This is a genomic window from Paenibacillus sp. J22R67 (assembly GCF_059692175.1).
In genome coordinates, this window is record NZ_JCAUAX010000002.1 from 530,405 (window position 1) to 551,687 (window position 21,283).

At 44.2% G+C, this 21,283-nt stretch carries 18 protein-coding genes; 3 read left to right on the top strand and 15 right to left on the bottom strand.

Going from position 1 to position 21,283, the window contains the following annotated elements:
• Positions 1-54: 54 nt before the first annotated feature.
• From AC58VC_RS08475 to AC58VC_RS08530, 12 genes are all read right to left on the bottom strand, one after another.
• Positions 55-1,725: an ABC transporter substrate-binding protein gene (locus tag AC58VC_RS08475; RefSeq protein WP_497368397.1), complete on the bottom strand. Its 1,671-nt coding sequence runs from the start codon at positions 1,723-1,725 to the stop codon at positions 55-57.
• A 21-nt stretch (positions 1,726-1,746) separates the two neighbouring features.
• Positions 1,747-2,640, bottom strand: coding sequence for a carbohydrate ABC transporter permease (locus AC58VC_RS08480; RefSeq protein ID WP_497368398.1), 894 nt, complete (start codon positions 2,638-2,640; stop codon positions 1,747-1,749).
• A gap of 27 nt (positions 2,641-2,667) precedes the next feature.
• Positions 2,668-3,660, bottom strand: a complete 993-nt coding sequence (locus tag AC58VC_RS08485; protein WP_497368998.1) for an ABC transporter permease — start codon at positions 3,658-3,660, stop codon at positions 2,668-2,670.
• 119 nt (positions 3,661-3,779) lie between these two features.
• The gene (locus AC58VC_RS08490; RefSeq protein ID WP_497368399.1) at positions 3,780-6,107 is read right to left on the bottom strand and encodes a helix-turn-helix domain-containing protein; all 2,328 of its coding nucleotides are present in this window, start codon (positions 6,105-6,107) and stop codon (positions 3,780-3,782) included.
• 700 nt (positions 6,108-6,807) lie between these two features.
• Entirely contained in the window at positions 6,808-7,839 is a 1,032-nt protein-coding gene (locus tag AC58VC_RS08495) for a zinc-dependent alcohol dehydrogenase (RefSeq protein WP_497368400.1), read from the bottom strand.
• 44 nt (positions 7,840-7,883) lie between these two features.
• Complete coding sequence (locus tag AC58VC_RS08500; protein WP_497368401.1) at positions 7,884-8,876, bottom strand: hydroxyacid dehydrogenase; 993 nt, start codon at positions 8,874-8,876, stop codon at positions 7,884-7,886.
• Between the two features lie 40 nt (positions 8,877-8,916).
• Positions 8,917-9,945: a Gfo/Idh/MocA family protein gene (locus tag AC58VC_RS08505; RefSeq protein WP_497368402.1), complete on the bottom strand. Its 1,029-nt coding sequence runs from the start codon at positions 9,943-9,945 to the stop codon at positions 8,917-8,919.
• Positions 9,946-9,968: 23 nt separating this feature from the next.
• Positions 9,969-11,504, bottom strand: coding sequence for a type 2 periplasmic-binding domain-containing protein (locus AC58VC_RS08510; protein ID WP_497368403.1), 1,536 nt, complete (start codon positions 11,502-11,504; stop codon positions 9,969-9,971).
• 29 nt (positions 11,505-11,533) lie between these two features.
• On the bottom strand, positions 11,534-12,415 hold the full coding sequence (locus tag AC58VC_RS08515; protein WP_497368404.1) for a carbohydrate ABC transporter permease: 882 nt from the start codon (positions 12,413-12,415) through the stop codon (positions 11,534-11,536).
• Between the two features lie 31 nt (positions 12,416-12,446).
• A complete protein-coding gene (locus AC58VC_RS08520; RefSeq protein ID WP_497368405.1) occupies positions 12,447-13,412 on the bottom strand; it encodes an ABC transporter permease in 966 nt (321 codons plus the stop codon).
• A 17-nt stretch (positions 13,413-13,429) separates the two neighbouring features.
• Entirely contained in the window at positions 13,430-14,227 is a 798-nt protein-coding gene (locus AC58VC_RS08525) for a sugar phosphate isomerase/epimerase family protein (RefSeq protein ID WP_497368406.1), read from the bottom strand.
• Between the two features lie 28 nt (positions 14,228-14,255).
• Complete coding sequence (locus AC58VC_RS08530; RefSeq protein ID WP_497368407.1) at positions 14,256-15,194, bottom strand: sugar phosphate isomerase/epimerase family protein; 939 nt, start codon at positions 15,192-15,194, stop codon at positions 14,256-14,258.
• Between the two features lie 247 nt (positions 15,195-15,441).
• Here AC58VC_RS08530 and AC58VC_RS08535 point away from each other — a divergent pair, with 247 nt between their 5' ends.
• A complete protein-coding gene (locus AC58VC_RS08535; protein WP_497368408.1) occupies positions 15,442-16,647 on the top strand; it encodes an ROK family protein in 1,206 nt (401 codons plus the stop codon).
• Between the two features lie 77 nt (positions 16,648-16,724).
• Here AC58VC_RS08535 and AC58VC_RS08540 read toward each other — a convergent pair whose 3' ends face one another.
• From AC58VC_RS08540 to AC58VC_RS08550, 3 genes are all read right to left on the bottom strand, one after another.
• The gene (locus AC58VC_RS08540) at positions 16,725-17,687 is read right to left on the bottom strand and encodes a bile acid:sodium symporter family protein (RefSeq protein ID WP_497368409.1); all 963 of its coding nucleotides are present in this window, start codon (positions 17,685-17,687) and stop codon (positions 16,725-16,727) included.
• Between the two features lie 145 nt (positions 17,688-17,832).
• Positions 17,833-18,372, bottom strand: a complete 540-nt coding sequence (locus AC58VC_RS08545) for an NAD(P)H-dependent oxidoreductase (protein ID WP_497368410.1) — start codon at positions 18,370-18,372, stop codon at positions 17,833-17,835.
• A gap of 122 nt (positions 18,373-18,494) precedes the next feature.
• The gene (locus AC58VC_RS08550) at positions 18,495-19,064 is read right to left on the bottom strand and encodes a TetR/AcrR family transcriptional regulator (protein ID WP_497368411.1); all 570 of its coding nucleotides are present in this window, start codon (positions 19,062-19,064) and stop codon (positions 18,495-18,497) included.
• Between the two features lie 128 nt (positions 19,065-19,192).
• On the opposite strand from AC58VC_RS08550, the gene AC58VC_RS08555 reads away from it, so the two are divergent.
• Positions 19,193-20,062, top strand: a complete 870-nt coding sequence (locus AC58VC_RS08555) for a LysR family transcriptional regulator (RefSeq protein ID WP_497368412.1) — start codon at positions 19,193-19,195, stop codon at positions 20,060-20,062.
• A gap of 74 nt (positions 20,063-20,136) precedes the next feature.
• Complete coding sequence (locus AC58VC_RS08560; RefSeq protein WP_497368413.1) at positions 20,137-21,237, top strand: GerAB/ArcD/ProY family transporter; 1,101 nt, start codon at positions 20,137-20,139, stop codon at positions 21,235-21,237.
• The last annotated feature ends 46 nt before the right edge of the window (positions 21,238-21,283 follow it).

Sequence of the window (21,283 nt, forward strand, 5' to 3'; positions counted from 1 at the left end):
CTTGAATTGGACAGTTCAAAAAGCATGGATCGCTCCATGCTTTTCGCTAGAACATTATTTCTTCATTTTCGCATCATAAGCGGCTTGATAGATGTCTAGATATTTCTTCAGATTCATATCATTCAGTTTCTTCACATAACCGTCCCATTCTTTATCAATATTGGCGTCACCTGTTGTGAAACGAGCGATCATCTGATTGATATAATCCGTCAGAGTCTTCTCTAGATCAGCTAACTCTGTAGCTTGGTCGTTCGAGAAGAACAACGCTGGAAGCACAGACTCCGGCTTTTGTCTATACGGCTCATAGTTATTTCTAGTCTCTGTAAAGAGCTTAACTTCCTGTGGATTTTTCGGATCTGCCATCTGCCCAAGCCGGAAATCGTTGGAACGAAGGGACGGTGCGGATTGCCCGCTCCAATTGATATTATTTGCTGCATTAGTTGGAATGGCACTTGGAAGCGTCTTCCAAATCGCTTGTTTCCCATTGATGCCGAGCTCCCCGCTTGCTGCATAATCCCATTCTGTTCCTGGCCGCCCAATCGTTTGACGTAACGTCATCTCCGTATTATAAAGCAGGTCTCCTAATCGGAATGCCGCTTCTGGGTTTTTGGCTGTACGTGTTACGACATAATATCCCTGCAGTACGCTTGATTTCCACGGTGTCGTTTGTACGCCTGCTGGTCCTTTCAAGGAAGGAACGGATTGAACTTCCAACCATCTGCCGCTTGGACCGTTAAAAGCCGTGAATATGCCATTGTGCTGTGAAACTTCGCCGCCGAGAATGTTAATATCCGGGTTCTCGCCCATCGCTTTCGCTTGATCCCGATCTTGTGTGAACGACTGCGGAGCAATTAAGCCTTCCGCGTATAATTTGTGGAGGTAGGTCAGACCCTCTTTCCAGCCTGGTGTATTGACCGATGTCGTGACCTTTCCATTGTCAACAAATAACCGTGTTGTAATGCCAGAGTCAAGAACAAATGAGTTCATAATAAATGAATCAATATTTACGTTTGGCCCAACCGCTGCTCCCGACAATGGAATCTCATCGGCTTTTCCATTTCCATTGGGATCCTTCGTCTTAAATGCTTTCAATACGTTATACAATTCGTCTGTTGTTTTCGGCATTTGAAGACCTAACTTATCTAACCACGGCTTGTAAAGCCACATTTTCTGCGACATCGAGCAGTGATAACACTCATTCACTTGAGGCAAAGCATAGATTTTACCGCCAGGTGCTGTAATCTCATCCTTAACCCCTTGAACGATATCGAACATTTTCTTCGTTTCCACGCCGTACTGATTAATATATGGCGCGAGATCTAGGAAATCTCCTTGCGTGCCATAGATCAGTTGTTGGGTTGGGGAAATCCCGAATCCCATGATGACATCAGGCAGATCCCCACTGCCAAGTACAAGGTTCAGTTTTTCCACTGCAGACTTCTCAGGAGCAACGGTCCATTCAATATGAATATTCGTTTTTTCCTCCAAATATTTCGTGAACTCATTGTTCGCATAATCACTTACACCTGGGAAACCTTTCACTAATACCTTAATCGTCGTTTTCTCTTTGGTTATCGGCAGTTCTCCTGCTGCTGTGACATTGCTGGTTTTCACCGGATCCTTTGTTGTTTCTGCAGGTGCATCTGCTTGTTTATCTGCGCACCCTGCAAGCACAACCCCACTCGCAATAAGAACACTTAATCCCATACCCCATATTTTTTTCATTCCAAAAACAACCTCCCTTATTTATCCTTTCAAAGAGCCAATCATAACACCTTTAATGAAATACTTTTGTACAAATGGATAAACGAGCAGTAATGGCAGTGATGAAACGACAATTAACGAGTATTTCAAAAGTGCGCGTAAACCTTCTTGAGCGGCTATTTCTTTCATGTCCAGCATAGAAGCATCAACTTCGTTTTGCACCAATATCTCTCTTAAGACTAATTGCAATGGATATAACTTCTGACTATCAAGGTACAATAAACCATTGAAATATTGATTCCAATAACCAACCGCGGAATAAAGCGCAACTACGGCGATAATGGGACCTGACAGCTGCAAGACGATTGAAAAAACATATCGGAAATCGTTGCAACCATCGATCTGGGCTGCTTCAAGCATTTCATCCGGCAGTGTCGTTTTGAAATAGGTTCGTGTAATGATAATGTTAAAAACACTCATCGCACTTGGAATAATCATGGCCCACACCGTGTTCAGCATCCCAAGATCTTTGACCAATAGATAAGAAGGAATGAGCCCTCCGGAGAACATGGTCGTGAAAACAAACAGCAGCATAAACCAGTTTTTACCGAATAAATCTCGTCTAGAAAGTGGATATGCAGCAGCAATGGTTAGTACAACACTGAGAAATGTACCTGCTACCGTATAAAAAACTGAGTTTCGAAAAGAGCTCCAAATCAATTTGTGCTTAAAAACAGCCGCATAGCCATCTAAGGTTGGTTGTACAGGCCAGAGCCAGACTTTACCCGAGATCACAGCGTCAGGAGAACTAATAGAAGCGCTTACAACAAATACTAGCGGGTACAAAATGACCACAAGAAACAGCACTATCAGCAGCATATTGACCCCATTAAACCATTTGTCACCTCGTGATTCGAGAATATGTGACTCTTTCATATCTTCGGCACCTCCCCTGCTACCCCGTTACCATAAGCTTTCTTGCTTTGCACGTTTGGCAATTTGATTAACAATAATGAGCATGGCTAGTCCAACAACCGATTTGAATAAGTTAATGGCCGTTGAGTAAGAGTAATTCATAGCTTGTGAAGCAAGACCCACCTTATACACATAAGTATCAATGACCTCCGAAGTCCTAAGGTTTAGTTGATTTTGCAGCAACAGTACCTTTTCGAAGCCAGAATCCATGATATGCCCTGTGTTCAAAATAAGTAAAATGATGATAACAGGCATAATGCCAGGAATATCGATATGCAAAATCCGCTTAAATTTACTTGCACCATCAATAACCGCAGCTTCATGCTGAGAAGGGTCAATACCTGAAAGCGCTGCCAAGTAAATGATGCAAGAGAAGCCAACATTTTGCCATATCCCCGACCAGACAAAAACAGAACTGAAATAACTTGGCTTCGCCATGAAGTGTATGGGCTCAAAACCAAACACCCCAAGGAGTAGATTCACAATCCCCTTTTCTGGATCCAGAAGCACGAGAACAATCCCAGCCATAACGACGACAGAGATGAAATGTGGTGCATACGTAATCATCTGTACCGATTTCTTAAACCACTTGTTTTGGATGTTATTGATGGCCAGTGCCAGAAGGATTGGGAAAGGAATACCCGCAAGTAAGCTGTAGAAATTAAGGACTAATGTGTTTTTTAAAAGGGTGCCGAATTCATACGAATTGAAGAATCTGATGAAATGCTTGAATCCCACCCAATCACTGCCTGTGATTCCTTTTGAAGCAATAAAATTTTTGAAAGCAATTTGTGCGCCGTACATCGGATAATACTTGAACACAATAATGTAAAGAACAGGCAGTGCAAGTAGAACGTACAGCTGCCAGCTGCGATGCAGCTTCTTTAAGAATGGCATTCGTTTAATCCTCGTATTAGCTTTTGCCAACGTATTCACACTTGCCACCGTTTTCAATTGGGTAACCTCCCCTCGTTGTTGTATAACCTTAATGTAAGGGCTCCCCTAGTTGAATGTATATATGAAAACGTTTCTTGCCTGTGCAATCCTTAGGATTTGAGCATGTGCAATCGCTTTATGGATGTGCAAATGTTATTTTTTCGCTATAAATTCACTTCGACAGTCCTTTGATATACCGTTGCACTTACCCCATGCAGCCTTTTGAACGCCCGGCAAAATGTATTGGATGAGGAGTAGCCTACTTGGTCTGCAATTTCTTGAATGGCGTAATCCGAATTTCTCAATAGATGTTTTGCTTGCTCCATGCGTAATTGCTCCAAGTAATCTGAGAAATTGATGCCCGTTTGGTCTTTGAAGAACTGTGACAAATATACCTTCGATACCCGAAGTCGATCAGCAGCTTCATCCAGACATAATGCTTTGTCTGCAAAATCTTTCTGAAGCAGCATGCGAATATTATCAAGCAACTCGATGTTACGACTTGAGCGCTGTTCCATGACATGCTGGCAAATTTTCGAATAAGCTAAACGAATCGCTGCAAAATGCTGCTGCAAGCTCTCATAGGAAATCTCTGCCCCATCTATACGCTGAATTTGGATATATACATCCTCAGCTTGCATCCCTAATTGTCGTAGAAGCTTGACGAGATTCCCCCACAACTCACTAATGAATAATCGAAGCACGGTTTGCGAAAGATGCCGGTTTTCAAAGTTTTCCGTATACAATGCCTGTAATAGACGTGTAACCTCATCTTGTTCACCAGCTAATGCCACATTCATCAGCCGTCCTTCCATGTCCTGTGGATAGTGGTAATCATTGAGTGCCGCTGGGAGCTCATCAAACCATTGCAATCCATCCTTGTCTGATCGAACTAAGGCAAACAAAGCCTCTCTAGCCTGCTCATACGAGCGTGAGATTGTCGTCACTCGATCACAGAAACCTCCGATGCCGCAATCAGATACAATCTGAAACCGCAAGTTAATCGTCTGGCAGACCTGTTCCATTAATTTCGTTATGTTCTCACGATGTTTGTTGGCGTCATGCGAATATACACTTAGTAATACGGCAATTTGATCTTGCGCCACATCATAGGCAAATCCGTCCGAGCCTACAAGCTCCCTAATCAGCTCTGCGGATGCGAAGCGGACGCGATCCAAATCTTTGAGCAGCAGCTCATTGTATCCATTGTCATAACCTTGAATTCGAATGAGAACGACGACATATTGTCTATCTTCGTCTTCCATGCCTAAACCTAGATGCTTCAGCAGGATATCCGCATCCCGTGTAGACAGAAATTGTCCTTGCATAAGCCTTCTGAAATACGAGGCACGTAATAAAGGCACCTGCAGCTCCAACTCGGATTGCAGCTTACGATTAGAGATCGCCAGTCCCGATACAGCTTCACTTATAAAGCCATACACATCATGCTGTTTCACTCCGCCTCCAACGAGCTCTTTAAGCGACTGAGCCAGGTTTCGAAGCGGTTTGCTAGTCCGATAAGCAAGAAAATAGGCCATTGAAACACCAATAACTAGAAAAAGCAACGTTAATGAGAAAATAATCTTTTGAATATAATGAACTTTTCCTAAAAGAATGACTTTCGGCTGGCCTACAACGTACGTCCAACCATTTACGGTTGATTTTGTGTAAGTAATAATCATTGATTGATTATTCAGCTTTTTCTCAACTATGCCATGGTCTTCTTTCAGATCAGCCAATTGGATGGGAAGTCCGGTATTTTCGCCAGATAACGTGCTCATAATGCGCCCCTGATCATCCAAAATATAAGCCCATCCGCCTTCCGATAAGTTGAGTCCCTGAAATAACTTGCGGATCTCAGCTTGATCGATCATAACCGCGATAACCGCCTGCGGATTACCTGGCAGACCTAGTGATTGTAAATACGTCATCATTTGGTAAGAGTTATTTCCAATAGTCATATGTTCAGAGGGGAGAAATGAACGAGAATGGTAGGTCTGCATCCAATCTTTCCGCATTTTCTCTGTAACTCCGCCATCATACACAGCTATTCGGCTAAAGAATTCATCCATGGTATAGCTAGAACCCGGTGTTAGAACAAGGTCGCTATTTTTAAAAAGAATATAATAGTTAAAGACAAAATTATTTGAAAGCTTGAAATCATACAAGCTCTTATTCGTATCGAGGACGGAATATGTGTTGGCCCCCTGAAAAGGATCCGTCACCGTCATAAATTGAATGACTTTTGTATTGGCGGCAACTTGACGTCCGATCGAGGTAATCTCATCCATTCTTCGCTCGAGAATATCTCTGCTTTGCTCCAGAACGAGCCTATGATTCTCCGTGGCATCCTTCTCCATCACATGAATCGTTTCTCGGTAGACAATGTAACCTATGCCTAGCAGCATACAGATAAATAGAAGATAAGGGATTAGCATACGAATAAAAACTTTATGTCTGACATTCGTATCCGGTACAAGCCATTTACGCATGGGTAATTTCCTCCTTGATACTTCTAAGCCATTTGGATGAATTTACTCTCAGTATATCAAAGTATTGTGAGCGCTTGCATAAATTTTCGACCAGCCGGCCTGGCGTTGCACGCTTACAGTTACTTCCTGCCCTCTGCGCCTACTTTAACGTTACAATATCCTTTCGGCTAACAATTGCCGGGGTTGCACACTCCCCACCAACTTTTAAGCTTGTTTTACGACGCTAACTGTTACTTCCTGCCATTATGTCGACTCAATCGTCCCCATTAGCAGGAGAAGTTCCATTTATGCACCACAGCCAAAAACAGGGTTTCGCCCGCAATGCTGAAGCTGTTAGGCGCTGATGAACAGTTGCTTACGGACAGAGCAGACCTTATTGGGACTAAATATGGCTCTACGAAATTCTAACGGACACCAGTGCAGCTATTCACTATAATTGTATGACAATTGGGGTTGAATTGGTGGGATAACGACACTGGAATCCGTTAGAGTTGAGAACGGCGAGATTTAACGAGAATAACGGCAATGAGGTCCGTTAAATGTCTTCGCGCACCACTCCGGTCGGTACGTCTTTCACGCCGCTCTCAGAGCCGCTCCCTCATGCCTCTGCAAGCTCTACACCTCTCTGTAACGCTGTTTCTCATCGTTACACCTGAAAAAAGGGGCCAAGCAGCTTGCAAGCTGCTTAGCCCCTCATCATTTACTTAACTTCACAGTCAATCATAACGTGAATGGTATCACCTTTATGTTCGTTCCTCAACTGGAAGGCCCGTGCAACTTCCGCAAGTGGAACGATGTGAGTAATCATCTCTTCGGTGTTAACTAATCCGTCGAGTACCAATCGCAGTCCTTCATCGAAGTAACGCCGATTATCGATGTCACGCTTGGGCTCCGTTGAAAGGATATCCAGCCGTTTTTTGTGCACCTTGAAGAAATCAACCGGCTTGTGACAAGTGCCAATGCATCCATACATGACAATTCGTCCATTCTGTGCTGCTGCATTAATAGCATCTACCATGCCCGCTCCTTCCAGGAGACAAGGAATGACTACATCAAAGCCGCCTGGAAAGTCGGCTCCCACGATATCCATGGTATCCGCATGTTCATGAGGGATTTTATACGTATGGGTTGCGCCATATTTGCGTGCAAGTGCCAGTTTCTCGTCAAACAGATCTGTTACGACCAAATTTCTTGGGCTGAACATATGAATAACTTGTGTCATCACGAGACCACTGACGCCTTGACCTGTAATTAATACATTTTTATTCGGTGAAATGTCTCCTAATTCTGCTGCATGAATAATACCCGGAAGCACTTCAATGAGCGAGCCTTCGATTAACGGCAACTCTTTGGGCAAAACCTTGAGCGAGAAAGGCGTACAGACTACATACTCGGCAAAAGCGCCCCAAACATACCGTAACGCAACAGGATCGCCTTTCTTGACACCAATCACATTGGGGCCAACTTGATCAATTACCCCTGCAACTTCGTGTCCTAATCTAGTAGGGTACGAGATAAATTCAGGCTCGCGCGCACCCCGGAAAACCTCAACATCACTTCCGCATATACCTACCCACTTGACCTTAACCCTTACTTCGCCTTCCTTGGGTTCTGGAATCAAGGCCCGTCTTACGCTAATCTCCCCAATTGCGTCCATAACCGCACACATCTGTGTTCCAGGGCCATCATAATCTACCAACTCCATGGGAGGAACAGACATTTTTCTAACCATTTCCGTATTTCTCCTTTCCTATATAAAAAGATTTCTGCACGCTGTTAGGCCATAACTTCCCACATTTTCTCGTTCACTTCATACATCGTCTTCTCTTCTTGTAAGCCTCTGATGATGTCTTCGACCACTTCCTCCATCAACGCAAGATGTCCCTGCACAGAGGCTCCAGCAATATGAGGCGATAGAAGAACATTAGGAAGAGTCCGTATGGGATGATCAACAGCAAGAGGTTCTTTATCAAACACATCTAGAGCAGCAAAGAATCTTCCGCTTTGAAGCTCTTCCATGAATGCCTGCTGATCGACCACAGGACCTCTAGAAGAGTTAATGAAGACAGCACCGTCTGGAATAAGCGCCAGCAATTCACGGGTCAGCATTCTTTCCGTAGCGGGAAGTTTGGGCGCGTGAACCGAAATAATGGGGCAGCTCATAACTTCCTCAAGTGTTGCCGTCTTAGCATTCAGCCGAACCGCCGCTTCTTCACTCAAATAGGGATCATAGATGAGAACTTTGACTTGAAAAGGCGTGAGGAGCTTGATAAAAGCGCGAGCCGTTGAGCTGGCAGAAATAATGCCAACCGTGCTTCCAGTGAGCTCTCTACCCTTCAATCCAGCAATTTTCCATTTTCCCTCCCGCATGGCGGAATCAAATTCAGGCAAATACCTAAGAGATGTTAGCAGCGCTGCCAAGCAGTATTCACCCACACTTAGTGCGATCCTTGGGGCTGCAGAGAAAACTTTGACCCCTTGTTCGAAAATCTGCTTAGGAACAAGGTTCTTGACAGTTCCAGCCGCATGCCCGACGGCACGAAGCTTGACGGCTTTCTGCAGCATTTCGTCTGTCAAGCTGGGGGAACCCCAACTAGAAATAATCACTTCCGCCTCTGCAATCCGCTCTGAAAGCTCTTCCTGTGTATAGTCACGTCCTGTCTCATTCCACACGGGTTCGAAATAATCATTTATACGTGTACGGCACGCTTCCGAACAAACTTCATCCAACCGAGATTGCGGTGAAAGCACCAATGTTTTTAACTTCATTGCATAAGTCCTCCTTCGTTTTCCTTAGGCAATCTAAGGCTTAAAGCTGCACAACTTGACCAGTACGCATCGATTCAAAGCATCCATCTATGACCCTCATGACCTGGATGATTTCCCGGCCTGAAGCAAGCGGTTCACGTCCCTCTCGAATGGCAAGGGCAAATTCCTCAAGCTGCCATTTGAAATTAGGGAATGTAGACTCACAGGTTTCCAGCTTCTCTCCATTCAGGCTAAGTTCATATTCATCTTTCAGATGCAATAAACCGTTCGATCCAATTAAATATCGCTCATAAATACTGTTCTGCGTCGACCATATCCGCTTTCCAGTAAGACCCAATTCATCGGTAGGGCGGCAGCCAGCGTTAAATGACATCCACACATTCGCCATTTGGCCCTCGCCAAAATTCATGGAAATGGCTACTTCATCTTCACCTGACCAATTCGGGTTATTAGAATGTCCTTGCGCATATACCGACTTAGGCGCTCTGCCGTAAGCCCACTGAATGTAATCAAGAATATGGCTTCCCCACAGCGGAATAATAAATCCACCGATTTTCGATTCATCCTTCCACCAATCTGCTGCCGGCTTATCCATATGTGCCAAAAGCATGGCATTGATGTTGATCAAATCACCAATTGCTTTGTTTCTCACCTGACGAATTGATTCCATCACCGGTTGATAGAAACGCCGGCTTTGCCCAATCATTAAAGTAACATGATTAGCTTCCGCCGCATCAGCCATCTGCTCAGCTTCCTGCACATTCATCGCCATAGGCTTCTCTACCAGCACATGTTTGCCGGCACGAAGCGCCTTAATCGAATATTCTGCGTGAATATCATGCGGTAGAAGCAGCAAGAAAGCATCAATATCCGGATCATTTACCGCGTCGTCATAGGAAGTATAGGTATGCACCCCTTCCCACTTTTCGGCTTCGAGACGCAGTTTACCTTCATCGCGAGATACAAGGGCAACTAATTCAATTTGATCTGATAGTTCCCGTATGGCTGGAAGATGGGACTTCGACACACGTCCCAATCCGACAACAGCTAAGCGCAATTTACGCAGCATGAGTGCTCCACTCCTTTTTCTCTTTATTTACCGTTTTTCCTGTCTTGATAGGATTTATTAAACTCATCTATCATCTTCATGTAATTGGCATCCGCTTTAAACGTTTTTACCATTGCATCCCATGATTCAATTGGTTCTTTCCCCATAATCACTTTGACCTTCATATCATCCATTTTCTTCTTAAAATCTGGTCCCAGTTTCAAGTCAGTATCGGACATCAAACCAATGGATACATCAGATACACCATAATTTGCTCGTTCATCTATAATTTTCTTATTACGCTCAAAGGTCGCTTTCGGCATCCCTACGCGATAAGCCCATAAGTAAGGATCGAATCTTTCGAAGATTTTACCGAACGAGCTTTGTGATACACTGTCTTTAACCGCTTGCTCTGTTGCCGTTTTGAATCCGTCCACCACAGTGAAGTGAATATCCTTAAGGCCATAACAGGCCAATTCGAAACCTTCCTCCGATGCTCCGTAATCCATCAAAGCCAGGATTTTCTTCATTTTGGCTTCAGGAACTTTTTTCGGAATCACATACAGCCCTGCGAATCCAGAACCTGTAGGAACCATTTTGCCAGCTGAGCTTTCCAGATAAGTCATAGCGACAAAATCCGCTTTCGGATCAAGCTTTTGCGCACCTTCTGTAGCCCGGAAAACACCCTCCGTGGTATCCATTTGGACACCGACTTTGCCTGCTTTCGCCATGTTTTCAAAGTCAGTTGTTTTCATAGCAACGAAATCTTCAGGCAATATTTTATCCTTATACATCTTGTTAAGATAAACGAGTCCTTCTCTTGTTCCCTGTTCTAGATCGGTATCTACCAGTTTGCCGTCTTGTTCTTTCCACTTGCCATTACTTTTATTAAAAATATCAAGTACTTTCTCCCAGTTCTTTCCGTTATACCCATATGTATCGGCCTTGCCGTTCTTGTCGGGATCTTTCTCGACGAAAGCTTTCATGGCCGTATAGAACTCATCCATGGTATGTGGCATCTTCACCCCTACGTTGTCCAACCAATCTTGGCGGATATTAAAGAAGCTGCTTCCATGAAGGGGACGAACCGACGGCAGGATATATTGTTTGCCATTTACTTTCACACTGTCCATAATCTCTTTTGGATAAGCGGATAAATTCTTATAATCCTTCAAATATGGCGTCAGATCCCAAAAGGCCCCTTGTTTGATCATGGTGATCGCCTGCGTTTGCTTCATATCCCTGATTTTCATCAAATCAGGCATATCGCCTGAAGCCAGCATAACGTTCTGCTTCTCTTCCCATGCGTTAGGAGATGCCCAGGTAATCGTCAACTTGGTATTCGTACGTTTCTCGAACTCCTTGGTTACCGGATTATCAGCTGCTGGCGGTTCCGGTGTGCTAAACTCCGTAAAAATACTAATTTCTGTTGGTGGACCGCTGTCTGCAGCAGTTCCTGTTCCCGTTGTGGAAGCTGGTGCTGCGCCACTTGAGCAAGCCGACAGGACCGATGCTACCATCATGAAGGCTAGAGATACAGGTACTGCTTTGCTTGTCATTGACCTCTCATTTTCTTTCATACGAACCCTCCTCATTCATTTTAAAAAGATTATCCTTTCACCGAACCCAGCATCACACCTTTGGCAAAATGCTTTTGCAGGAACGGATAAACACACAGGATGGGTAACGTCGCGATAACGACAGCTGCCATTTTTAAAGTTTCGGTAGGGATGCTTTGTTCGGCCATCATCTGTGCAGCAGCCGCTCCCCCAGCTTGAGTCGATGAGTCAATTAACATATTGCGGAGCACGAGCTGGAGCGGCCACTTGGTGTAGTCATTGATGTATAGAACCGCACTAAAGAATGTGTTCCAGTACGCCACTGCATAGAATAGTCCAAATGCGGCAAGTGCAGGAAGAGATAGAGGAAGGACAATCCGGAAGAAAACACCGATATCCGTTGAGCCGTCAATGATCGCGGATTCTTCTAATTCAACAGGAATACTATCGAAGAAGCTTTTCATGAGAATGACGTACCACCCGCTTGTCAGCACCGGTAGAATCAATGACCACACGCTGTTAATCAATCCCAAGTCACGAACCAACAAGTAAGGCGGGATCAGTCCTGGACTGAATAACAGGGTGATAAGAATCAATAACATGATCAGTCTTCTGCCCTGCAACCGCTTACGTGATAAACCATAAGCAAGGGCTGCAGTTACCACAAGGCTGAGCGCAGTACCAACAGTAGCTAGAAAACCACTGATCATCGTTGCATTTTGAAAGGCTGAAGTAGACAACAAATATTTGTAGGAATCGAGTGTCCACTTCTGCGGAAATAAGAGATAACCTTGCTTCTGGATGTACTCTGCCGGATCTGTAAACGAAACAACAAAGACATAATAAAGCGGAAAAATCGTAATGATCGCTATGATGCCGAGCACGATAATATTCACCGTATCGAATAGGCGGTCGCCTAATCTTCGATTCATTATTCTCACTCCGTTTCCCTATTTGCGGAGATTAGTATACGCCTTCTTCACCAAATCGTTTGGCCAGCTTATTGGCTGCAATTACCAGAATCAATCCAACCACAGATTTGAACAAACCGACGGCGGTACTGAAGCTGAACTGTCCCTGCTGGATACCTAGCCGGTAAGCATACGTTTCAAATACATCTGCCACACTCGAAACGGCTCCGTTCATCATCAGAAATACTTGCTCGAATCCAACGTCCATAATGTGCCCGAGCTTGAGGATGAACAAAATAATAATGACACTTCGAATCGCGGGCAGCGTTACGTGCCAAGCCTGCCGAAAACGGCCAGCTCCGTCCATTTTAGCCGCTTCATACAGTCCAGGATCGACACCCGCGATAGCGGCAAGGAAAATGATCGTTCCCCATCCAGCCTCTTTCCAGACGTTCTGCACCGTAAGCAGTATCCAGAAACTGTTGGCATTCGTTAAAAAGTCATATTTGGCGAACCCTAAGCTGACTAGCATCTTATTAATAATCCCCGATGATTGCGATAACAATAAAAAAGTAATCCCTGCGATAATGACCCACGAAAGAAAGTGCGGCATATAGACGATTGATTGAATCCATTTCTTGTAGACTGCATTGCGCAGTTCGTTCAATAAAAGAGCAAGTAAAATCGGCAATGGGAAAAAGAACACTAAACTCAACAAACTGATAGCCATCGTATTGCGAAATAGTAGGTAAAAGTCTTGGTTTGAGAAAAAACGGATAAAATGCTCAAAGCCGACCCACTGGCTGCCCGTTACTCCCATGTAAGGCGAGTAATCTTGGAAGGCGATGACAACTCCCCACATAGGGACATATTTGAATATCAAGAAAAATAATAAACCTGGAGCAATTAACAAATACAGAAATTTATCTCGTCTAAGTCCATGCAGCACATGTTTCCATCTGCTTTGCGGGACAGCTTCGGGGATACTCCCCATATGCCATTCACTCTGAGCTGCCATTCACACTGCACCTCCTTCTACTTAAAAAGCGACTTCGCATACGCAAGATCTTCGGTGATGTAGCGGTCCTTGTTGGCCAAATCCGTATACTCTGCTGTCAAACAGATGACACCAGCATAATTGCGCTCTTTCACATAGCTAGCAATCCTCGGCCAGTGCGCCATGCCATGCCGACCCGTCGTAAAATGCCGCTTCCATTCCGCTGTTTCGGCCTCGGGTCCGTTGCTTTGCATAAAATAGCCGTTTTTCAAATTCACCATGGCCAGATGGGACCAAACGATGTCCAATCCGTATTCAGGCTGCTGTCCCGCGAATGCATCGTGCGCTGCATCCCAGACCACACCGATATGATCGGGGCTTAAATGATCCATCAACTGCATAATACCATTTGAATCGATGATATAGTTTCCGTAATGCTGCTGAATGCCTACTTTCACGCCATACTTTGCGCAAAGCGGGACAAGCTCTTCCAGCTTCCGCTTGGTCCTCTCTTCCGTCGCCTTATAGCCGTCCTGATCGATGTTGATCATGATGCGGATCAGCGGTACGCCGGCTTCCGAACATGCGGCGAAAATCGATTCATCCGTTGAAGCGGCAACGCTGTAAATTTTGACACCTTGCTCGCTTAATTTCTTTGCAAATTCCGGCAGTTCTTTCCTAACGGTCTCTGGCTCTACCTGAAATCCAGCTCGAATCGGAAGCTCAATGCCATCAAATCCAATCTGGCTTACAAAGCTGGCCAACTCGGGAGCCGTCAAATCTTTCCAGTGTTTCACAAACAATGAAAACGAATAAGGGTTATCCGATTGTTCCACAGCAGCCTACACTCCCTCAATGAATTTTTTATACGTTAACGTTCGATTTGGTGACATTAAGCAGGTGCTGCACATCGTTGTAACATTGCTGAGCTAATTCGGTATGTACGGGAAGGTCTGAGCCAGGCTTGCTCACGCTTTCAACGGTGAGATAACCGCTGTACCCGATTTGTTCCAACCCTCGGAACACTTCGTACCAATCGATCCCACCTTGATTAATGAGCCGGTGGCAAAAGTAGTGATCTTCTTGCTTATTTATCTTGGGAATGACCCGATGGTATCGGCCGATGTGCGGTACATAATCGCTATATTCGAAAGCCCAGGGATACTGGTTACCTTGCAATTTCACAATATCCTTGATATGTACGTTGAAGAGGTATGGTTTTAAACGTTTAATGGTTTCTATCCCATAATCGGTTGGTACCTGATACAAATTGACTGGATCTAGGATCAGCCCAACATTACTGCGACCTACCGCTTCTACAAAAGCAATGGAGGAATCAGCATGATCACAAAGCGTGCCATGGTGCATTTCAATAACCGCCCGGATATTTCGACTGCTTGCCGCATCGGCACATTGTTGAAACCATTTAACTGCCTTCGCAAAATCCTCCTTAGACACCTCATCGGAATGTTGAAATCCAGGGTTCAATCGCATCATGCCGCATCCAATGGTTGATGCAAAATTGAGATAGCGTTCCCACTTCAGAAATTCCGCTTGATTTTCCTCTTCCGTGTTGCAGGCAAAATTCCCAACAAACAGCGAAAGATTGATCGGAGTAAGACGATAACCTGCAAGCAAGCCTTTAATCTGCTCTGCTCGTTCTTGTGAGATATGACCGTCTTTTAATTCACCAACGCCTCGAATCTCGACACCCTCATAACCAATAGCTGCTGCATCTTTCAAAAAATGCTCAATGGTTGAATCATCATACATATTACCGCCTAAAACGATCATCGTTTTCATCCCACCCTCTCCGTAATAGCGCTTACAATAGTATGAGGATATCATAATTTAAATCCGTAACTTATGTCAAGATTTAAATTAAGTTGTTCTATAATCTGATATTACTGTATGTATTTATTAGAAAATCATTGATCTTTGTTCTGATTTTTATTAAAGTAAACTCATTATCACTATTCGTATTGGTTTATTCGTATGGGTTCAGGTATAATCGTTTTAATTACATAAAGAAATAGCGACGGTGAGACGCATGATAAGTCCATATAAAAGCGATCAAAAGGGTACTAAAACCAGCATCATTCAAGCTTTGCGCATGCACGGCTCCATGCCACGGATTAAACTGACGAAAGTTACGGAACTGAGCAGAGCTACGATCTCTTCCACAATTTCGGAGCTCATGGATTGTAATCTTGTCAAAGAAACAGAAAAAGCCCCGTCAACAGGAGGCCGTCCTGCTATTTCACTCGAACTTGTCCCAGGATCACCTGGCATTATGGGCGCTGATTTAGATAATCAAGTATGGACGCTGGGTGTGTTTGATTTACTGGGGAATGTCATTCATCTTACGAAAATACCTGTCAGCTCCCCCTTTCCAGAGATCGCGATCCAAGAGTTGACGGATCAAACTGCAAAGTTTGTTAAAGAATTGGATATCGGTGTTATCAAATTGTTCGGTCTAGGAGTACCTGGTCTTGTCGACACAAGACGAGGTATTATTAAAAGCGCTTCCGATCTGGGCTGGTCGAACGTGGAGATTGAGGAAATGGTAAGTACTAAGCTTGGTTGGCCAACTGTAGCTATAAACAGGCACCGTGCACGTGGACTTGCCGAATGCCGATTTGGTTCAGGAAACAGCTATAAGCATATGATCTATGTCGGGGTTGGCTCTGGTATTGCTGCTGGCATCTTCAATGATCGCCAGTTGGTTTCAGGTTCTTTCGGCGGAGCAGGTGAACTCGGACATATCACCGTAGAACCGGATGGACCTGTATGTCCATGTGGAAATAATGGATGTTTACACCTCTATTCGACGGCTTCTGCCATCGAACAGGAAGCGCGCAGGCAACTCCGATCTGGAAATGAAGAAAGTTTGCTTAATCATGTAATAGCAGGAAATGACCTCCAACTGCTGCAGGTTAAGGACGTTTGCTTAGCCGCAGATCAGGGCGATGCTTTGGCGATACGCATCATCAACCGCGCCGCCACTTATCTCGGCATCGCTTTGGCCAATCTAGTCAATTTGCTGAACCCGGAGGCAATTATTCTTGGAGGCTCCATACCTAGCATGTGCAGCACTTATGTCCAAACCGCTACGAAAGTCATGAAGCAGCGGTCCATGTTGGCCCTCTCTGCCGGAATAGCGGTGGACACGGCCGTTTTACCCGAAGTCGGAGGCGCACTCGGTGCCATTAATTTTGCACTTGATCAGCATTTTTCTTTTACAATGATTCAGTAAAACAAATATCAATAAAAGCCTCCAGCCCACTTTGAGAGTGGTCCTGAAGGCTTTTTCAATTTCATGCACCATCTCAATTAAGCAGCTTTTGCGGTGTGACCGTTTATTCCGTAACTTTTAGCCAGACGCTGCCCAAAAACGGCCGCCAGAATTTGCTGAAACAGCATACCCGCAACAACAGGAAGCGCTACTGGGGGTGGGAAAAAGCTGATAGCGAGCACCGCTCCTGCACTTAAATTTCGCATTCCTGAATTAAACGTTAAGGCTATCGTAACTTCGCGTTCCCATCTCATCATCCGTGACACCAACCATCCTGCCAAATATCCGATGGCAGCGCTTGCGAAAGCGATTGCAATGATTTTAACCAATTGTCCATTCATGTTCTTCAGATAAGGAGCAATGACCGAAGAATTAATAGCGACGACCACAAAAAGTCCTATTTTTGAAAAAGGTGCGAGCCGTGGTCCCCATGTGGTTTTAACTCTACCTTTGGTCCACTGATTAAGCATTGTGCCAATCAATGAGGGAATTACAACCATTAAGAATAACCCTCTCATAATTTCCCATTGGTCCATATGTACTTTCGCTCCAACGATAAGTGATAGACTAAGTGGCACAATAAAGGGCGATAGCAATGTGTCAAGCAAGATAAGCGCCAAGGTAAGCGCTATATTTCCTCCGTATATCGTGACCCACACCAAGCTAACTACGCCGGTAGGAATAACGAATAGGAGAACGAAACCAGTTTGAGTCAAATCATCACCTGGGAAGAACAGCGAGCCGGCTGCCCAGCCAAGTAATGGCATGGCAAGATGCAGAATGATAAAGTTAGCTATAATCGGCAGCGGATGCATCATCACCTTCTGTAAATCTTTGAAATTAGAGCCAATACTTCCGAAGAACGTCATCATTGCAAATATCCATGGCACTAGAAAGCTAAGATTATGCAGCCAAACGCTGCAAATTAGCCCAACAACAACAGCCGTAGGCGTGACAAAAGGCATGGCTTTCTCGAGAGTTTTATTCAATCGGATAAGCATTTAACCCCCTCCTTTCTCTTTGTTAAGGATTCATTATAATTACGAAAATAATTGTAGCACAATTGTGAGTCTCGAAACGCACCTAATTCAACAAATAAAAAAGCTTCCACCCAAATAGGGCGAAAGCCTTTTTACTACATCTGAATTAAACCAGCACACCTGGTTTGACTGTTTTGAGATGCTGAACGTAATCTTGTGCACTTTGTGCTACTCGTTCATCGGTCACGCTAGAAGTATCGTTTAGAGCAAAGTGAGGCAGATAGGAAGCGCTGATGAAATGAGCAAGCGCCTCTACCGGGCGTAATATTTCTTCCAATGTAAAGCGATTGAATCCGCTTTTTGAATACGACTCTTTGGTGCCATATGTCGAGATCGCAACACCGATTTCTTTGCCAGCTATTTTACTGCCATCTGGTCCATAGGCCCAGCCATATAGCAAGACAGTATCAAACCACTTTTTTAATAATGGAGGGGTGCTGTACCAATATAACGGGTATTGGAAAATAATCCGGTCATGCGATTCAATCAACTTCTGTTCTTTAGAAACATCGATATTTTCGTCTGGATACGTTTTATATAATTCATGGATGGTGTAATCACTCTGCTCTTGCAAGGCCTTCACCCATGCTTTATTCCATGTGGATGCTTCCATGTTCGGATGAGTAACGATGACTAAAGTTTTCATTTTATTTGCCTCATTTCATCATTGATTGTAGTTTTTATTTTCGGCACATTTACCTTCATTATTTTTCTTTATTTCTCAAAAAATGATACACCTTTTTAAAATAAAAAAAATCCGCCTCCTTTTCAAGTAAGGGCGGATAGCAAACCATCAACAATTAAATCAAACTTGCTAACATCGTTAAAGCTTCTTGCAAGAAGTTGCGCACCTTGGAGGGAAGCAAGGAATTGATGAGCTCGCACATCTGCTGCTCCTTCAAACTTTAGATGCCCTTCGCGCCGTCCTTGTTCCAACACACGGTCCAGCCATTCTAAATTCGATGTGAAGAATTGAACTAATCCATCTTGTACTTTGCCTGACAGCGTACCTAGATCTGTAGAAAGCATGACACTCAGACAAGTACGATATTCCTGGACAGGGCCACTGTAAAGTAGCGTAAATTTGCGGAGCTTGTCCAAATTGTTCTGTGTCTCAAAATCGATTTGTGCGACGTTAGCGATAAAATGTCTTTGATACCGTGTAATCAGCGCTTCTCCCAGATCCTCTTTGTTAGGAAAATAATAATGAATGCTGGCGTTACGTATTCCTACTTTGTCTGAGATGTGCGAATAGCTAAATCCGTTAAATCCGAATTGCTGCACAAGCGACTGAGCCGTATCCAAAATAACCTCTGATGTATTTTTATTTTTATTCATGAGTAAATTCTATCTTTCGGTAGGTAGTGTGTCAACATGCACGGTATTCTTTTATCATGTATAATGCAGAATAATAACATGAACTATCTCAATCTCAGATAGCTAGTTCAATCATTCAGGAGGTCTACATGGATATTCAATTACTCAAAGTGTTTTTTACCACGGCGCACGAAGGCAGCATTTCCAAAGCGGCAAATAAATTAAACTTTGCTCAGTCCAACGTCACGCATAAGATTCAACAGCTAGAGGCTGATTTGCAGACACAGCTCTTCTATCGTCACAATCGAGGCATAACGCTTACGCCTTCTGGACAAATTCTTGTTTCTTATGCGGAGAAAATATTACATGTCATTCAGGAAGCCCGACTTGCCGTTGGAGACTCCTCCGAGCCCGCGGGACCCCTGCATATAGGCTCAATGGAAACAACCGCCTCCGCTCGGCTGCCCATGCTGCTCACTAAATATCATACGGAATTTCCCGCGGTCGATTTCACTTTAACAACGGGTCCTACGGAGCAGCATCTCCATGCCGTGCTTCATTATGAGATTAATGGGGCATTTGTGGCAGGTCCTGTAGAACACCCTGATCTGATACAGGAAAAAGTCATTGATGAAGAATTGGTCCTAGTCACTTCAGCGTCCCACCCGCCCATCCATTCCGTCCATGATGTGCAAGATCGCCCGCTTCTTGTCTTACGCAGCGGTTGTGCCTACCGAGCAAAATTAAATCTGCTGCTCAAAGAAGAAGGCCTAATCCCTGTTAAACTGATGGATTTCGGTTCTCCTGAAACGATTATCGGTTGTGTCGGCGCAGGCCTAGGCATTTCACTTTTGCCAAGGACGATCGCAGCCGAACCAGAAGAGCAAGGACGAATCCGCACCCATGCGATTCCAGGCAAGCATGCCATCGTCACAACGGTGTTCATCAGGCGCAGGGACGCTTTAATCACACCTGCATTGTCAGCTTTCTTATCGGCGATGCGTACGCACTTCAGTTAACTAAACGTATAAATGGATAGCGATAAGTCAATACTTGGAGCAACCTCTGTGAGGTTAGGAGAGGGAGTGTGAAGATGCAAACTACAGAAAAAATCACGAGTAACCAGTTGGGTATATTACTATTCTCTTTTGTCGCTTCCACTATCATCTTAACGCTTCCCGGATTGATGGCGATGTATGCCAAGCAAGATGCTTGGATATCGGTGATACCCTCAATGACAACAGGATTATTAAGTATTTGGGTAATGACCATGCTCGCGAAACGTTATCCGGGTTTGACAATCATTGAATACAGTCGAAAAATCCTCGGGAAATGGTTAGGTACATGTTTGGGTGTCTATTACATTTATTTTTGGTTTATGTCTATTTCGATTATTACCATACAGCATACCTTTTTCATTAAAGCGCTGCTATTACCAAGAAGTCCGTCCATTGTAGGAAGTCTGACGATATTGATCCTTTGCGGTCTAGCCGTTTATATGGGAATTGAGGTCATCGGAAGATGTGCTGAGTTTCTTACACCACTGAAATTGGTTTTTTTGATTCCGCTCTTGATTCTGACGATTGGGGCAGCAGATCCCGAACAACTAAAACCAATTTTAGGAGACGGATTTCTGCCGGTACTACAAGGAGCAATCCTTCCGGCAGGAGCATTTATGAATCAATTGTTTATATTGGGATGGATTCTTCCTTATCTGAATCAACCCCAAAAAGCACTCAAGGTCTCCCTGATTGCGCTCTTAAGTATTTTTCTTTTTATTTTTGTCATTGTATTTTCTTCGATTATGGTCCTTGGTTCCTTAACAGCCCAATTGAACTATTCCTATTTAAGCGTTATGCAATATATTGGTATTGAAGGCTCATTTGAACGTCTGGAAGCAATCGCTGTTATGATATGGGTGATTGGAAGTTTCACGAAAATTTCGGTGTCATTGTTTATCCTCTGTCTTAGTGTTAGCCAGATTTTCGGCATCCGAAATTATCGTGATTTCGTGGCTCCGTTAAGTCTTTTGACCATCATTGGATCGGTTTGGGTTTTCAAGAATGGTGCGGAGCTTCAAACGTATCTAACTTTCATTTATCCTAGCGCAGGTTTTGTCACACAAAGCCTCATCCCATTGTTACTTCTCCTGATAGACACGATCAAAAGAAAAGTGTACCGTTCACTGCATTAAAAGCATTTTTCCGATGGGTTCAAAAATAATCTTGAATGGGACAACC

Coding starts and splice junctions, on each gene's coding strand:
- AC58VC_RS08475 (WP_497368397.1), bottom strand. CDS start 1,725: ATGAAAAAAATATGGGGTATGGGATTAAGTGTTCTTATTGCGAGTGGG.
- AC58VC_RS08480 (WP_497368398.1), bottom strand. CDS start 2,640: ATGAAAGAGTCACATATTCTCGAATCACGAGGTGACAAATGGTTTAAT.
- AC58VC_RS08490 (WP_497368399.1), bottom strand. CDS start 6,107: ATGCGTAAATGGCTTGTACCGGATACGAATGTCAGACATAAAGTTTTT.
- AC58VC_RS08495 (WP_497368400.1), bottom strand. CDS start 7,839: ATGGTTAGAAAAATGTCTGTTCCTCCCATGGAGTTGGTAGATTATGAT.
- AC58VC_RS08500 (WP_497368401.1), bottom strand. CDS start 8,876: ATGAAGTTAAAAACATTGGTGCTTTCACCGCAATCTCGGTTGGATGAA.
- AC58VC_RS08505 (WP_497368402.1), bottom strand. CDS start 9,945: ATGCTGCGTAAATTGCGCTTAGCTGTTGTCGGATTGGGACGTGTGTCG.
- AC58VC_RS08510 (WP_497368403.1), bottom strand. CDS start 11,504: ATGAAAGAAAATGAGAGGTCAATGACAAGCAAAGCAGTACCTGTATCT.
- AC58VC_RS08515 (WP_497368404.1), bottom strand. CDS start 12,415: ATGAATCGAAGATTAGGCGACCGCCTATTCGATACGGTGAATATTATC.
- AC58VC_RS08520 (WP_497368405.1), bottom strand. CDS start 13,412: ATGGCAGCTCAGAGTGAATGGCATATGGGGAGTATCCCCGAAGCTGTC.
- AC58VC_RS08530 (WP_497368407.1), bottom strand. CDS start 15,194: ATGAAAACGATGATCGTTTTAGGCGGTAATATGTATGATGATTCAACC.
- AC58VC_RS08535 (WP_497368408.1), top strand. CDS start 15,442: ATGATAAGTCCATATAAAAGCGATCAAAAGGGTACTAAAACCAGCATC.
- AC58VC_RS08540 (WP_497368409.1), bottom strand. CDS start 17,687: ATGCTTATCCGATTGAATAAAACTCTCGAGAAAGCCATGCCTTTTGTC.
- AC58VC_RS08545 (WP_497368410.1), bottom strand. CDS start 18,372: ATGAAAACTTTAGTCATCGTTACTCATCCGAACATGGAAGCATCCACA.
- AC58VC_RS08550 (WP_497368411.1), bottom strand. CDS start 19,064: ATGAATAAAAATAAAAATACATCAGAGGTTATTTTGGATACGGCTCAG.
- AC58VC_RS08555 (WP_497368412.1), top strand. CDS start 19,193: ATGGATATTCAATTACTCAAAGTGTTTTTTACCACGGCGCACGAAGGC.
- AC58VC_RS08560 (WP_497368413.1), top strand. CDS start 20,137: ATGCAAACTACAGAAAAAATCACGAGTAACCAGTTGGGTATATTACTA.